The organism is Caulobacter sp. DWR2-3-1b2 (assembly GCF_049896345.1).
Lineage (GTDB): Bacteria > Pseudomonadota > Alphaproteobacteria > Caulobacterales > Caulobacteraceae > Caulobacter.
In genome coordinates this window covers 701397-715414 of sequence record NZ_JAFCUC010000001.1, presented here as the reverse complement: position 1 = coordinate 715414, position 14018 = coordinate 701397, and the positions used below count along the sequence as shown (strand labels likewise).

Sequence of the window (14018 nt, the reverse complement as noted above, 5' to 3'; positions counted from 1 at the left end):
CATGGCGACCCAGAGTTTCGACGCCATCATCATCGGCGCCGGCCAGGCGGGGCCTCCACTGGCCGAGCGCCTGACCAAGGCCGGCCAGACCGTCGCCCTGGTCGAGCGCAAAGACCTGGGAGGCACCTGCGTTAACACCGGCTGCATGCCGACCAAGACCCTGGTGGCCAGCGCCTATGCCGCCCACCTGGCCCGCCGCGCCGCCGACTTCGGCGTGACCTTGGGCGGTCCGGTCGGCGTCGACATGCGGCGGGTGCACAACCGCGCCCAGGCCGTGACCCTCACCGCCCGCGGCAATCTGCGAACCTGGATCGAGGGGATGAAGGGCTGCACTCTGATCGAAGGCCACGCCCGCTTCGAGTCGGCTGACACGGTGCGGGTCGGCGACGAGTTGCTGACCGCCCCGAAGATCTTCCTGAATGTCGGCGGCCGCGCCAATGCGCCGGACATGCCAGGCCTGGACCAGATTTCTTACCTGACCAATGTCGGGATGATGGCGCTCGACACCCTCCCACGCCACCTGGTGATCATCGGCGGCAGCTATATCGGGCTGGAGTTCGCCCAGATGTACCGGCGGTTCGGCGCCGAGGTGACGGTGGTCGAGATGGGTCCGCGCCTGATCGGCCGCGAAGACCCGGAGATTTCCGACGCCGTACGCGAGATCCTGGAAGGCGAGGGGATCAGCGTCCGGCTCAATTCCGAATGCATCAGCTTCGCGCCCAATAAGACAGAAGGGGGCGACGAGGGCGTCTGCGTCCATGTCACCTGCGAGGCCGGCGCGCCGCAGGTGGTCGGCTCGCACGTGCTGCTGGCCATCGGGCGCAAGCCCAATACCGACGACCTGGGCCTGGACAAGGCCGGGATCGATCTCGACAAGCGCGGCTATGTGGTCGTCGATGACCAACTGCGCACCAATGTCCCCGGCGTCTGGGCGATGGGCGACTGCAACGGCAAGGGCGCCTTCACCCACACCGCCTATAACGACTTCGAAATCATCGCCGCCAATCTGCTAGAGGGCGATCCACGCCGCGTGAGCGACCGCATCCCCTGCTACGCCCTCTACACCGACCCGCCCCTGGGCCGCGTGGGCATGACCGAGGCCGAGGTTCGCGCCACCGGCCGACCGGCCCTGGTCGGCCAGCGTCCGATGACCCGCGTCGGCCGAGCCGTCGAAAAGGGCGAGACCCTGGGCTTCATGAAGGTGGTGGTCGACGCCGAGACCCAGCTGATCCTCGGCGCGGCGATCCTCGGCCTGAACGGCGACGAGGTGATCCACGGGATGCTCGACCTGATGTACGCCAAGGCCCCCTACACGGTGATCCAGCGCGCGGTGCACATCCACCCGACGGTGTCGGAACTGGTCCCGACCATGCTGGGAGAGCTGAAGCCGCTGGTTTGATCCTCGACTGGGGACACGCACAAGTGCATGTCCCCGTTCTTACACCGCCGCGTTGTCCTTCAGCACGCCCAGCGGAACCACCGCCAGCATCTCCTCGTGGCTGGCTTCCAGCACCACCGGCGGGGCGACGCCGGCGTCCAGCGCTTCCTTCCAGCGGCCGGCGCACAGGCACCAGCGGTCGCCGGACACCAGACCCTGGAAGGCGTAGTCCGGGCGCGGGGTCGACAAGTCGTTGCCGGCGGCCTTGGAAAAGGCCAGGAATTCGTCGGTCATCACCGCGCACACGGTGTGCAGGCCCAGGTCGTGCGGCCCGGTCTCGCAACAGCCATTGCGGTAGAAGCCGGTCACCGGGTCGAGCGAGCAGGGCTTCAGCTCCTGGCCCAGGACATTCTTGGCGGTGTCGTCATAGCGCGTGGTCATGGCGTCAGCTTAACCCCGTTCTGGGGAATCTGGACACGGTTCTACCATCAGCACGCGTGACGTCTTCCGGCGCCGGCCACTTGATGCTTAAGAGGACGGGCAAGACCAGGAATTCGAGCGGGAGCCTCATGTCCGACATCGCCCGGCCGCGCCGCAGCGCCCTCTACATGCCGGCCTCCAACGCCAAGGCGGTGGACAAGGCCCGCACCCTGGACGCCGACGTGATCATCCTCGACCTCGAGGACGCCGTGGCGCCGGACATGAAGGACGCCGCCCGCGAGGCCGCCGTGGCGGCGGTCAAGGCCGGCGGTTTCGGCCCGCGCGAGATCATCATCCGCACCAACGGCCTCGACACCCCGTGGGGCGCGGCCGACCTGAAGGCCGCCGCCGAGGCCGGCCCGGACGCGATTCTTGTTCCGAAAGTCAATGACGCCGCCGACGTCCATGCCTACCAGGCCGCCCTGCACGCCGCCCCGATCCACACCAAGCTTTGGACCATGATTGAGACGGGCAAGGCCGCCTTCCACCTGTGGGAGATCGCCGCCGCCTCCAGAACCACCCGCCTGACCGGCTGGGTGATGGGGGTCAACGACCTGGCCAAGGAGATGCGGGCCCGCCAGACGCCCGGCCGCCAGGCCTTTCTGCCGATCCTGTCGCTGTCGGTCGCCGCCGCCCGGGCCCACGGCCTGACCATCCTGGACGGCGTGCACAACGACATCGATGACCTGGAGGCGCTGGACGCCGTCTGCGGCCAGGCCGTGGATTTCGGCTTCGACGGCAAGACCCTGATCCATCCCAAGCATCTGGAAATCTGTAACCGCGCCTTTTCCCCCACGGAGGGCGAGATCGCCTGGAGCCAGGTGGTGATCGCCGCCTTCGCCGCGCCGGAGAACGCCGGCAAGGGCGCGCTGCGGGTCGAGGGCAAGATGGTCGAACTGCTGCACCTGGCTCAGGCCCGCCGGCTGGTGGCGGTGGCCGCCGCCATCACCGAACGTTCGGCGGCCTAGAGATCGAAGCCTGATGCGCGCGCTCCTGATCTCCCTCCTGGTCTTCGCCGCCGCTCCGGTCCTCGCCCAGGAGGCGCCGGTCGCGACCGCGCCCCCAGCCGCTTCGGTCGCGCTCCCCCAGGACCGCGCCGTTCCGGTCGTCGCCGCGCCGCCGGCCCCCGACACCGCGACCTCGGCCGACCAGGCCGTCGATCCCCTGGCCGATTTGATCGCCCAGAGCGGTCCCCAGACCACCGACGAGGAGGAGCCCGCCGCCCAGGCGCCCCTGCCGCCGCACAAGCCCACCGTCCTGCCGATCCCGCTGCCGGAACCGCCGGTCGACGAAATCCCCGGACATGCCGTGCCCCAGGGCAACTACGTGCCGATGGCCGAGGCCTATGACCTGCGGATCAAGGGCTCGATCGTCGCCGCCCAGGGCCTTCAGGGTCCGCTCGACGGCGGCTGGACCATTACCGGCCCGGACGGGACCACGCTCTACGACCTGCAGATCGTCGATGCGGTTGGCGGCTATGGCGCGCTGGAAGGCGCCTGGCGCGACGTCCGCCGGGTCGGGGCCGTCGGCTCAACGGGCCTGATCGATTTCGTCGACCGCTCGACCGGCGACTTCCTCACCCGATTTTCGCCGCGTTCTGGACAGCTGACGACCCTGGACCTGAGATCACGCGGCGACGGAGGCTGGGCGGGCAAGCTGAACGAGAACGGCGTCGAACTCCCCGTCACCGCTCGCCGTGTCGCCCAGGCCACCCTGCCGGCGGGCTATGTGGCCCAGGGCCGAGGCCCGGTCATCTGGCCCCGCCCGGTCTCGGCCGCCCCGCGCGCCGCAGCGCCGGAACGGGCGGCGTCCTGCTCGATCCGGGGCAAGAAGGGCAAGGCCCTCAAAGCCGCCAAGGCCAGGTGCGCCGCCGTCGCCAAGAAGGGCGGCAAGGACAAGGCCAGCGCGGTCAAGGGCAAAAAGGGGGCGAAGGGCAAGGCCGTGGCCGGCAAGGGCAAGAGCTCGGCGAAGGGCAAGGCGACGGCGAAGAAGTCGGCGAAGAAAAAGAAGCGGTAGCTTATTTATCCGCTCATCCCGGCGAATGCCGGGACCCAGATGGAGGGGCTTTGTGGCGGACGCCAACAGCGCTAAGCCCCTCCAATCAGCCGGACCGCCAAAGGATCTGGGTCCCGGCATTCGCCGGGATGAGCGGATTTATAGGGACAACGCCGTCTTCGCCGCCGCAATCGCTCGATTGAGCGCATCTGGCGCATAGGCCACACCCGCCGAATGTCCCCACACCGGACCCGGCCAGGCCGGATCACCTACCCGCCGGCCTAGCACATGGACGTGCAACTGCGGGGTGACATTGCCTAGCGCCCCAACATTGAGCTTGTCGATCGCCAGGTCCATCATCTCCGCCACCGCGCGAACGGCGCCGCCAGCCTGGATGGCTTCCTCGATCAGCACCGCGCGGTCGGCGGCCGGCAGATCCTCCAGCTCCCGCGTTCCCTCGACACGCGGGATCAGCACCACCCACGGATAACGGGCGTCCAGCTGCAGGCGCGCATGGCATAGCGGCAGATCGCCCAAAGCGGCCGAAGTGGCCACGATGGCCGGATCGAGGACGAACTCAGCCACGTTTCGGAACCGCCGCCCAGTAGTCGAAGTCGAGGATCACGCCCGGCGCATAGACGCCGGCCGCGTCCTTGTCGGGGAAGTCGGCGCAGGGGCGATCGACCGTCGCCACCAGCCGCAGGCGTAACGCGCCGACCGAGCGGCTGAGGTCGGCCTTGTCGAGCACCTGGCTCCAGGCGAACACCGTGCCGCCGGCGAAATAGGGGCTGACATGGCGGCCGCCATTGATCGCCAGGATCAGGCCGGCGTTTTGCAGGCCGTTGAACGACAAAGCCTTGGCGGTCGAGATCACCACCCCGCCATAGACCAGCCGCCGGCCCGACGGGTCCTTAGACCGTTCGAACTGGTTGAAATGGACCTTGGCGGTGTTCTGCCAAAGGCGCGTGGCCATCTGCGCCTCGGCCTCCTCGACCACCATCCCATCGACATGGTCGATCTTCTCGCCGATCGCATAGTCCTCGAAGGCATGATGCGCGCCGGCCAGGGCGAAGTCGTACTTGCCGAAATCCAGGCCGGGCGGCGGCGTCAGGTGCTCGGCGGCCGCGGCGCTCGCCAGCACCGGCGTGACCTGCCCCTCGACCACCGCCGCCGGATCGCGCTTGCGCACCATCACCCAGCGCACATAGCTGAGCACCGCCACCCCGCGCTGGTTGGCGCCGGTGGTGCGGACATAGACGACGCCCGTCTTGCCGTTGGAGTTCTCCTTGAGCCCGATGACCTCGGACCGGGCCGTCAGGGTGTCGCCGGGATGGACCGGCGCTAGGAACCGGCCCTCGGCATAGCCTAGGTTGGCGACGGCGTTCAGGCTGATGTCGGGCACGGTCTTGCCGAACACGATGTGGAAGGCGATCAGGGGATCGACCGGCGCGGCGGAGAGCCCGCAATCGGTGGCGAAAACGTCCGACGAGAACAGCGCGAAACGCGGTCCGTACAGCGCCGTATACAGCGCCACATCCCCCGCCGTGACGGTGCGCGGGGTGGCGTGGACAATCACCTGGCCCAGGCGGAAGTCCTCGAAATAGTTCCCCGGATCGGTCTTGCTCATCCCCGCGTCTCCCCAACGGCGTCACGAGCCGTTGTTCACACAGTCTTGCCGCACTGCGGCGAAACGGGAAAGGGGGCTTGAGGCCGGGCCGTTGCGGGCGTAGACCGCGCCCGACATTTCTCGTCCACAGCCTTGATGGAGACCCCATGGCTCGCGCGAAGATCGCCCTCATCGGCGCCGGCATGATCGGCGGCACCCTGGCCCATATCGCGGCGCGCGAAGAGCTGGGCGACGTGATTCTGTTCGACATCGCCGAGGGCACGCCCCAGGGCAAGTCGCTCGACATCGCAGAAGCCTCGGCCGTGTTCGGCAAGGACGTCGTCCTGAAGGGCGCCAATTCGTACGAAGAGATCGCCGGGGCCGACGTCTGCATCGTCACCGCCGGCGTCCCGCGCAAGCCGGGCATGAGCCGCGATGATTTGCTGGGCATCAATCTGAAAGTCATGAAGGCCGTCGGCGAGGGCATCAAGGCCCACGCCCCCGACGCCTTCGTGATCTGCATCACCAACCCGCTGGACGCCATGGTCTGGGCCCTGCAGCAGTTTTCGGGCCTGCCCAAGGAGAAGGTCATCGGCATGGCCGGCGTGCTGGACTCCGCGCGCTTCGCCTATTTCCTGGCCGAGAAGACCGGCGTGTCGGTCGAAGACATCCACGCATGGACCCTGGGCGGCCACGGCGACGACATGGTGCCGATGGTTCGCCACTCGACGGTCGGCGGTCTACCGCTGCCGGAACTGGTCAAGCAAGGCTGGATGACCCAGGAAGAGCTCGACGGCATCGTCAAGCGCACCCGTGGCGGCGGCGGCGAGATCGTCGCCCTGCTGAAGACCGGCTCGGCCTTCTACGCCCCGGCCGAAAGCGCGATCGCCATGGCCACCAGCTACATCAAGGACAAGAAGCGCGTCCTGCCCTGCGCCACCTTCCTGACCGGCCAATACGGCCTGGAAGGCCTCTATGTCGGCGTGCCGGTGGTGATCGGCGCCGGCGGCGCGGAACGGGTCATCGAGTTCGAAACCAATGACGAGGAAAAGGCCATGTTCGCCGCCTCGGTCGCTTCGGTGAAGGGCCTGATGGAAGCCTGCAAGGCGATCGACAGCTCGCTGGTCTAAGCTTTTAGGGCTTTCGGATACGAGAAAGGGCGGCTCCTCGCGGGCCGCCCTTTTGCGTTGTGGCAAGGTTGGGGACATGCCCATGGGCATGTCCCCAACAGTGATTACTGCGCCGCCTCGCCGCCCTCTTGGGAAATGTCTTCCAGCGTCTTGCCGACCTGCTTGGCGCCGTAGTCCTTGGCCACGTCGCCCAGCGACAGGATGCCGGTCAGCTTGCCCGCGTCGTCGAGCACGACCAGGCGGCGGATCTGGTGGCTGGCCATCTTGGCGGTGGCGTCGGCCAGGATGTCGTCTTCCTTGACGCTGTAGACCTCGCCGTCGCTCATCGCCTCGGAGATCGGCGAGTCGAAGCTGCGGCCCTCGGCGACCACGCGCAAGACGATGTCGCGGTCGGTGACCAGGCCGATCACCTTGCCGTCTTCATCGACGATCGGCACGGCGCCGGTTTCGACATGGGCCATCACTTGGGCGACCTTGCGCACGGTGTCGGTGGGGGCGGCGGTGGAGACCTGGCCGGTCATCGCGTCGCTGACTTTCATGGGGAAGTGCTCCTGGAGGGAGTGAATGGGACCCTGACAGAACCCCGAGGCGAGCAGCCCGTTCCGTCGCGGCGCTTCCCGACGAACCCCGACGCAGGCTAAGTCCGCTCCACATCCAGGAGCTCCTCATGTCGATCACCATTCACCAGGCCAGCGTTCCGGTCTTCGTCCAGGGCCTCAAGGGCTTGAAAGGCGTGCTGACCAAGGCCGCCGCCCATGTTGACGCGAAGAAACTCGACCCCGACGCCCTGCTGAAGGCCCGGCTGTTCCCCGACATGTTCCCGCTGCTGCGCCAGGTTCAGATCGCCACCGACTTCGCCAAGGGCTGCGCCGCGCGCCTGGCCGGCGAGGAGGTTCCGGCCTGGGACGACGTCGAGACCGATTTCGCCGGCCTGATCGCCCGCGTCGACCGCGCCATCGCCTATGTCGAAGGCCTGGACTCCGCCCTGTTCGAAAACGCCGAGGACCGCGACATCATGCTGACGCGCCGCGGCGAGACCAGCGTGGTCAAGGGCCTGGCCTATCTGCAGACCCAGGCCCAGCCGAACTTCTTCTTCCACCTGACCACCGCCTACGCGATCCTGCGCAAGAACGGCGTCGAGGTGGGCAAGAAGGATTACCTCGGCTCCGCATGATGTGTCGGCGGCGACCCCTCAAGGCCGCCGCCGGAACGCCCACACCAAGGTCGCCATGGCCGTGATCACCCCGCCGACCGCCGAAAACACCACCGCCAACTGGCCCAATAACTGCTGATCCATGACTCCACCCACTGACCCCCCTACCAACGGCGGGCTACGGGCCAGAGTGACTCCACGGGACGACGACTCCGGACGTATGTTCCGCTTTTGTTCTCGTCCATTGAAGTCCTTTAAACCGCGACTCCAAACCACACCGATCGGCCGGCGAGGTAAACGCCCCTTAACCCTCTTGGCCCAGACTCGGCGGGTTCTACGAGTGCAAGGTGACTGTCCATGGCGCGAGCGGCGCGGCGATCGAGTGTTGGACTGGTTTGGGACGCTATCCGCTATGGCTGGAGCCAGCCCTGGTCGGCGCGCTTCCGGGGCGGGGTGGTCTGCGTGGTCGGGGCGGGTCTGCTGCTGTCGGTCGCCACCTACAACGCCACCGATCCAAGCCTGAACGCCGTTACCGGTCAGCCCGCGACCAACGCCCTGGGCGGAGCCGGCGCGGCCCTGGCCGACATCGTCATGCAGTCTCTGGGCCTCAGCGGCTGGGTCGCGGCCCTGCTGATGCTGGTGTTCGGCATGACCCGCGTCTCGCAGCCCGACCCTTCCGCCCATCGCGGCGATCTGCGGCTGCGCGCCCTGGTCGGCGGCCTGGGCCTGCTGGCCCTGGCCGGTCTTTTGGCCGCGCCACCCTATCCCGCCGCCTGGCAGTTGGCCCGCGGCCTGGGCGGGTTCTGGGGCGACGGCCTGCTGAACGCTGTGGCCGGCCTGCTGGCCTTCGCCCGCCTGCCCGGCGCAAGGATCATCGCCGCCCTGCTGCTGGCCCTCGGCGCCGCCGTGGCCCTGGGCTACGCCATCGGTTTCCGCCGCTTTGACCCCGACGCCATCGCCGAGACCCTGAGCGGCCTGATGCCGCGCGAACGGGCGCCCCTGGCCCTGGCCCCTGAACCGCAACCCGAGGCCGCCGCCCGTCCCCGCGCCCCGCGCCGGGCCGCGCCGGTGATCGAAGCCGACCCTGAGACCGCGCCCGTCGCGGCGCGCCGCGCCGCCAAGCCGGCCAAGGCCGCGCCAGCCCCGGCCGACGAAGACGCCTTCGCGCCCAGCTTCGAGCCCCGTCCCATGGCCATCGCCCAGCCCAAGGTTCCGGGCAGGGTCAATAGCCGCGAACAGCGCGAACAGCAGAAGGCCTTCGACTTCGAAGCCGAAGGCGGGTTCCAGCTGCCCGAGCTGGCCATGCTGGCCAAGCCCAAGCCGCGCTCGGCCGAGTTCGACGAAGAGGCCTTGCGCCAGAACGCCCGCCTGCTGGAAAGCGTGCTGGCGGAGTTTGGCGTGCGCGGCCAGATCGACCAGATCCGCCCTGGCCCGGTGGTCACCATGTACGAGTTGGTGCCGGCCGCCGGCACCAAGACCGCCCGCGTCGTGGCCCTGGCCGACGACATCGCGCGCTCGATGAGCGTCATCTCCTGCCGCGTCGCCGTGGCCCAGGGCCGCAACGCCATCGGCATCGAGATGCCCAATTCCCGCAAGGAAACGGTCTATCTGCGCGACCTGCTGTCCAGCGCCGACTATGACAAGGCCAGCCACGCCCTGCCCATGGCCCTGGGCGAGACGATCGGCGGCGAGCCCTATATCGCCGACCTGGCCAAGATGCCCCACCTGCTGATCGCCGGCACCACCGGCTCGGGCAAGTCGGTCGGCGTCAACGCCATGATCCTGTCGATCCTCTACAAGCTGTCGCCCGAGCAGGTGCGGTTCATCATGATCGACCCCAAGATGCTGGAGCTCAGCGTCTATGACGGCATCCCCCACCTGCTGGCGCCCGTCGTCACCGACCCCAAGAAGGCCATCGTCGCCCTGAAGTGGACGGTGCGCGAGATGGAGGATCGCTATCGCCGGATGTCGAAGATCGGCGTTCGCAACGTCGCGGGCTATAATGAAAAGGCCAACGAGGCGGCCGCCAAGGGCGAACATTTTGAACGCACGGTTCAAACGGGGTTCGATGATGGCGGCCGGCCGATCTACGAGACCGAGAAAATCCGTCCCGAGGCCATGCCCTATCTGGTGGTGGTGATCGACGAGGTCGCCGACCTGATGATGGTGGCCGGCAAGGACATCGAGGGCCTGGTCCAGCGCCTGGCTCAGATGGCCCGCGCCGCCGGCATCCACCTGATCATGGCCACCCAACGCCCGTCGGTCGACGTCATCACCGGCACCATCAAGGCCAATTTCCCGACCCGGATCAGCTTCCAGGTGACCAGCAAGATCGACGCCCGCACCATCCTGGGCGAGCAGGGCGCCGAGCAGCTGCTGGGCCAGGGCGACATGCTCTACATGGCCGGCGGCGGCCGGATCACCCGCCTGCACGGGCCCTTCGTCAGCGACGGCGAGGTCGAGGCCGTGGCCAAGTTCCTGCGCGACCAGGGCATTCCCAACTATCTGGAAGAGGTCACCGCCGGCGGCGACGAGGAACAGGAAGAGGCTGTCGAGGGCGCCTTCGCGGGCGAGGGCGGGGCCAACGACCTCTATGACCACGCCGTGGCGGTGGTCACCCGCGACCGCAAGGCCTCGACCAGCTATATCCAGCGCCGCCTGCAGATCGGCTACAACCGCGCCGCCTCCCTGATGGAGCGGATGGAAAAGGAAGGCGTGGTCGGCGCCGCCAACCATGCTGGCAAGCGCGACATCCTCGCCCCGCCGCCGCCGCCGATGTAGCCGACGATCGTAATGCTGACGGGGACATCCGCATTCGCATGTCCCCGACCGCGCGCCCTGAAACCTTGGCCGTTTAGCGGCGTTTCCCCTCGCCCGAACCGCCCGAACCTGAACAGCGCTTCATCCCAGCGCCTGAAAAGGGTCGCGCGATGGCCTTTCGCTGGTCGCAAGGGCAGGGCAAAGGTTGGAGACTAGGAGATCGCATGACCACCACCACCCCGACCCGTCGCTTCGTTCTCGCCGCCACTGGCCTCGGCCTGGCCGCCGCCATGGGCGCCGCCGCCTTGGCCGCCCCGGCCCCAGCCGCCCCGCTGTCGGCTCAGGACAAGGCGCTGGTCGATCAGGCCTCGGCCTATATCCAGACCCTGGGCTCGGCCAAGGGCCGCTTCGTCCAGACCGACGCGCGCGGAACCCAGACCCAGGGGACCTTCTACCTGCAGCGCCCCGGCAAGGCGCGATTCGCCTATGACGGTCCGACAGGTCTGCTGGTGGTCAGCAACGGCTCCAGCGTCAACATCTTCGACAGTCGCCTGAAGACCTTCGAAAGCTATCCGCTGAGCCGCACGCCCTTGGCCCTGTTGCTGGCTCGCGAGGTGCGCCTGGATCGTGGCGTCACCATCACCGAGGTGCGCAAGCTCAATGATGGCTTCACGATCGTCGCCCAGGACGCCAAGCACCAGACCCTGGGCCGCATCAGCCTGGACTTCAGCAACACTCCCGCCCTGATGGGCTGGACGGTCACCGACGCCAAGGGCGGCGAGACGCGCGTGCGGCTGGTGGATTTCGAAAAGACCTCAGGCCTGGACCCGAAACTTTTCGTGCTTTCCGATCCTCGCCGCCGCGTGGGTAAGCCCTAGTTGTATTTTGAGCGATTTAGCGCCTCGAAATGCGACAATTTGACAACATGCAAGTTGTTAACGCGATTGTTCTTGACTTAGGCCGTGGCCGTGGCAGATTTAACACGCATGGCGAAGAGCGCCCGACCCGCCCTTCGCAACCGTGCCGGATCTATCCCCTCCCGGCGGCGGCATGAGAGACCCAACTTTCGCCCGGACGCGTGATGCGTCCGGGCGTTTTTCGTTGCCGGCCCCCGAACTGAACCTCTAGAGGGAGCGGCATGCGCCTTCGTATCGCCACCTGGAACGTCAATTCCGTCCGCCTCCGCGCCGAGCAGGCCGCCCGTTTCGTCGATGAGCAGGGGCCCGACGTGCTGTGCCTGCAGGAGATCAAGTGCCAGGAGGGTGAGTTCCCGCGCGAAGCCTTCGCCGCCATGGGCCTGCCCCACCTGAAAATCATGGGCCAGAAGGGCTGGCACGGCGTGGCCATCGCCTCGCGCCTGCCGATCGAAGACTCACAGCCCCTGAACGCCTGCCGCGAGGGCCATGCCCGCTGCGTCTCGGGCACGGTAGCCGGCGTCGAGATCCATAACTTCTATGTCCCGGCCGGCGGCGACACGCCCGACCGGACCGTGAACCCCAAGTTCGACCACAAGCTGGACTTCTACCAGACCCTGACCGCCGAGATGCAGAAGCGCGACCCCAAGGCGCCGCTGATCCTGACCGGCGACCTGAACGTGGCGCCCGGCGAAAACGACGTCTGGAGCCATCGCCAGATGTCAAAGATCGTCAGCCACACGCCGGTCGAGCTGGAAGCCTTCGCGGGTCTCGTGGACTCGATCGGTTTCCTGGACCTGCCGCGCCTGGCCACGCCCGAGCCGGAAAAGCTGTTCAGCTGGTGGAGCTACCGCGCCGCCGACTTCCGAAAGTCCAACCGCGGCCTGCGCCTGGACCACATCCTGGCCAGCCCCGGCCTGCGCGATGCGGCTTTCATCGACGGCAAGGTGTCGTCGCGGGTCCACGACACGGTCCGCGAATGGGAGCGCCCCAGCGACCACGCGCCAGTGACGGCGGATCTGCTGGTCTAGGGCGGCTTTCTGGATCAGCGCGAGCTTCTGCTTTCAACCCGTTGCGGACCAAAGGAATCCCTCTCTCTTCGAGAGAGGGAGGGGCCCGCCGCGCAGCGGTGGGAGGGTGAGAGGTTACACCCTGTCTGATCGGAGCACGGCCAGGATGTCGTCCGCAGTGCCGCCGGGATCAGCCAGGACACGCTCGTTGTTGAATCTCAGAACCAGGTATCCGAACAGCTCAAGGGTCTGGGTGCGACGGGAGTCGTAACCCTCGCGTCCCGCGTGGGCGGCGCCGTCCAACTCGATGATGAGCTTGGCCGACTCGCAAACAAAGTCCGCGAAATAGCGGTCGATCGAGACCTGTCGCAGAAACTTGAACCCACCCAGCCGGCGGTTGCGGACAAGTTTCCACATGACCTTTTCGGCCAAGGTCTGGTTTTGGCGAAGACGACGGACGGTGGCGGTCGCATCCATGACGACAGCTTGAGCGGAGGCGTTGGGCGAGTTCAACGAGAGAAATCGGGATTTCCGGATGCGGTGAAACCTCTCACCCTCCCACCGCTTCGCGGCGGGCCCCTCCCTCTCTCAAAGAGAGAGGGGTTCAGGACGACCGACCTCGACCCTTCTCTGACTTTCGGAATGTCTGCTTCCTGGCGACCGCCCGCATCCGCCCCGGATGCGGCCACGCCTTAAAGCCTTGGTGGATCGGAGCTCTGGCGTCTGACGATGTCAAGGTTTCAAGGCGAGTCCATGCAACAGGCCGGTCCTACTCTCCGCGCCGGCTAGGCTGGGGGGGTTGGCGATGCTTCGCGGCCCAAGTCGACGCGAACGGAGCGCGATTGGAGACCCGCTCTCCGCTGGCGGGCTTACCCTTCGGCCGCGGCGCCGACCCCGAACTGGATCCAGACGGCCTTGTCCTTGAAGTTCTTCTGGATGAAGGCCAGGTGAACCTCGCGTTCTTCCTCGGTCGAGCGCGGGGCCAGGGGCCGGGCTCGCGAGCCGTAGGAGCCGGCCCGGGCGGCCGAGACAGCGTTGATCGCCACCACCGCCGTCAGTTCCAGGGCCCGTTCCTTACCGCCTTGCAGTTCGAGATAGACCTCGGCCAGCAGGTGGGCGTCGATCAGGGCGCCGTGCTTGTCGCGGCTGTCGAGGCTGATCTTGAAGCGTTTGCACAGCGCGTCGAGCGAATTGTACATGCCCGGAAAGCGCTTCTTGGCCATGGCCAATGTGTCGACCCAGCGGCTCTCCGGCAGCGGCCCGCGGTTGCACTTCTCCAGCTCGAAATTGACGAAGCTGCGGTCGAAGGCGGCGTTGTGGGCGATCACCGGGCTGTCGCCGACGAACTCCAGGAAACGGTCGGCGATGTCGTGGAACTTGGGCTTGCCGGTCAGGAACTCGATCGAAAGACCGTGCACCTTCTGGGCCTCGGCCGGCATGTCGCGCAGCGGGTCGCAATATTCGTGGAACGACCGCCCGGTGGGCATGAAATCGACCACCTCGATGCAGCCTATTTCCACCAGCCGGTCGCCGGTCTTCGGATCAAAGCCGGTGGTTTCGGTATCGAGGATGATTTCCCGCGCCATCGGACT

14 protein-coding genes are annotated in these 14018 nt (G+C 67.3%); 8 read left to right on the top strand and 6 right to left on the bottom strand.

Going from position 1 to position 14018, the window contains the following annotated elements; translation table 11 throughout:
- The first annotated feature begins 1 nt into the window (after position 1).
- A complete protein-coding gene (locus ACP694_RS03435; protein ID WP_426010426.1) occupies positions 2-1399 on the top strand; it encodes an FAD-containing oxidoreductase in 1398 nt (465 codons plus the stop codon).
- Between the two features lie 39 nt (positions 1400-1438).
- Here ACP694_RS03435 and ACP694_RS03430 read toward each other — a convergent pair whose 3' ends face one another.
- Positions 1439-1819, bottom strand: coding sequence for a DUF2237 family protein (locus ACP694_RS03430; RefSeq protein WP_426010424.1), 381 nt, complete (start codon positions 1817-1819; stop codon positions 1439-1441).
- A gap of 128 nt (positions 1820-1947) precedes the next feature.
- Between ACP694_RS03430 and ACP694_RS03425 the strand changes: the two genes are divergently transcribed.
- On the top strand, positions 1948-2826 hold the full coding sequence (locus ACP694_RS03425) for an HpcH/HpaI aldolase/citrate lyase family protein (RefSeq protein WP_426010423.1): 879 nt from the start codon (positions 1948-1950) through the stop codon (positions 2824-2826).
- Between the two features lie 13 nt (positions 2827-2839).
- A complete protein-coding gene (locus ACP694_RS03420; RefSeq protein ID WP_426010421.1) occupies positions 2840-3874 on the top strand; it encodes a hypothetical protein in 1035 nt (344 codons plus the stop codon).
- A gap of 138 nt (positions 3875-4012) precedes the next feature.
- On the opposite strand, the gene ACP694_RS03415 is transcribed toward ACP694_RS03420, so the two are convergent.
- Together ACP694_RS03415 and ACP694_RS03410 are read right to left on the bottom strand one after the other, a co-directional pair.
- Positions 4013-4438: an HIT domain-containing protein gene (locus ACP694_RS03415; protein ID WP_426010420.1), complete on the bottom strand. Its 426-nt coding sequence runs from the start codon at positions 4436-4438 to the stop codon at positions 4013-4015.
- On the bottom strand, positions 4431-5480 hold the full coding sequence (locus tag ACP694_RS03410; protein WP_426010419.1) for a MaoC family dehydratase: 1050 nt from the start codon (positions 5478-5480) through the stop codon (positions 4431-4433). Before ACP694_RS03410 ends, ACP694_RS03415 begins: the two co-directional genes overlap by 8 nt.
- A 146-nt stretch (positions 5481-5626) precedes the next feature.
- Between ACP694_RS03410 and mdh the strand changes: the two genes are divergently transcribed.
- Entirely contained in the window at positions 5627-6589 is a 963-nt protein-coding gene (gene mdh / locus ACP694_RS03405; RefSeq protein WP_426010417.1) for a malate dehydrogenase, read from the top strand.
- Between the two features lie 104 nt (positions 6590-6693).
- On the opposite strand, the gene ACP694_RS03400 is transcribed toward mdh, so the two are convergent.
- Complete coding sequence (locus ACP694_RS03400) at positions 6694-7128, bottom strand: CBS domain-containing protein (RefSeq protein ID WP_426010416.1); 435 nt, start codon at positions 7126-7128, stop codon at positions 6694-6696.
- Between the two features lie 128 nt (positions 7129-7256).
- Between ACP694_RS03400 and ACP694_RS03395 the strand changes: the two genes are divergently transcribed.
- From ACP694_RS03395 to xth, 4 genes are all read left to right on the top strand, one after another.
- Positions 7257-7763, top strand: coding sequence for a DUF1993 domain-containing protein (locus tag ACP694_RS03395; protein ID WP_426010415.1), 507 nt, complete (start codon positions 7257-7259; stop codon positions 7761-7763).
- Positions 7764-8099: 336 nt separating this feature from the next.
- Positions 8100-10523, top strand: a complete 2424-nt coding sequence (locus ACP694_RS03390; protein ID WP_426010414.1) for a DNA translocase FtsK — start codon at positions 8100-8102, stop codon at positions 10521-10523.
- 203 nt (positions 10524-10726) lie between these two features.
- A complete protein-coding gene (locus tag ACP694_RS03385; protein ID WP_426010412.1) occupies positions 10727-11380 on the top strand; it encodes an outer-membrane lipoprotein carrier protein LolA in 654 nt (217 codons plus the stop codon).
- Between the two features lie 260 nt (positions 11381-11640).
- Positions 11641-12447 (top strand): exodeoxyribonuclease III, encoded by an 807-nt coding sequence (gene xth, locus ACP694_RS03380; RefSeq protein ID WP_426010411.1) that lies wholly within the window; start codon positions 11641-11643, stop codon positions 12445-12447.
- 114 nt (positions 12448-12561) lie between these two features.
- On the opposite strand, the gene ACP694_RS03375 is transcribed toward xth, so the two are convergent.
- Positions 12562-12903, bottom strand: coding sequence for an endonuclease domain-containing protein (locus ACP694_RS03375; RefSeq protein ID WP_426010410.1), 342 nt, complete (start codon positions 12901-12903; stop codon positions 12562-12564).
- Between the two features lie 392 nt (positions 12904-13295).
- The gene (gene dnaQ, locus ACP694_RS03370) at positions 13296-14012 is read right to left on the bottom strand and encodes a DNA polymerase III subunit epsilon (RefSeq protein WP_426010408.1); all 717 of its coding nucleotides are present in this window, start codon (positions 14010-14012) and stop codon (positions 13296-13298) included.
- Positions 14013-14018: the final 6 nt, after the last annotated feature.

Coding starts and splice junctions, on each gene's coding strand:
- xth (WP_426010411.1), top strand. CDS start 11,641: ATGCGCCTTCGTATCGCCACCTGGAACGTCAATTCCGTCCGCCTCCGC.
- ACP694_RS03395 (WP_426010415.1), top strand. CDS start 7,257: ATGTCGATCACCATTCACCAGGCCAGCGTTCCGGTCTTCGTCCAGGGC.
- ACP694_RS03400 (WP_426010416.1), bottom strand. CDS start 7,128: ATGAAAGTCAGCGACGCGATGACCGGCCAGGTCTCCACCGCCGCCCCC.
- ACP694_RS03435 (WP_426010426.1), top strand. CDS start 2: ATGGCGACCCAGAGTTTCGACGCCATCATCATCGGCGCCGGCCAGGCG.
- ACP694_RS03430 (WP_426010424.1), bottom strand. CDS start 1,819: ATGACCACGCGCTATGACGACACCGCCAAGAATGTCCTGGGCCAGGAG.
- dnaQ (WP_426010408.1), bottom strand. CDS start 14,012: ATGGCGCGGGAAATCATCCTCGATACCGAAACCACCGGCTTTGATCCG.
- ACP694_RS03390 (WP_426010414.1), top strand. CDS start 8,100: ATGGCGCGAGCGGCGCGGCGATCGAGTGTTGGACTGGTTTGGGACGCT.
- ACP694_RS03410 (WP_426010419.1), bottom strand. CDS start 5,480: ATGAGCAAGACCGATCCGGGGAACTATTTCGAGGACTTCCGCCTGGGC.
- ACP694_RS03375 (WP_426010410.1), bottom strand. CDS start 12,903: ATGGATGCGACCGCCACCGTCCGTCGTCTTCGCCAAAACCAGACCTTG.
- mdh (WP_426010417.1), top strand. CDS start 5,627: ATGGCTCGCGCGAAGATCGCCCTCATCGGCGCCGGCATGATCGGCGGC.
- ACP694_RS03385 (WP_426010412.1), top strand. CDS start 10,727: ATGACCACCACCACCCCGACCCGTCGCTTCGTTCTCGCCGCCACTGGC.
- ACP694_RS03420 (WP_426010421.1), top strand. CDS start 2,840: ATGCGCGCGCTCCTGATCTCCCTCCTGGTCTTCGCCGCCGCTCCGGTC.
- ACP694_RS03425 (WP_426010423.1), top strand. CDS start 1,948: ATGTCCGACATCGCCCGGCCGCGCCGCAGCGCCCTCTACATGCCGGCC.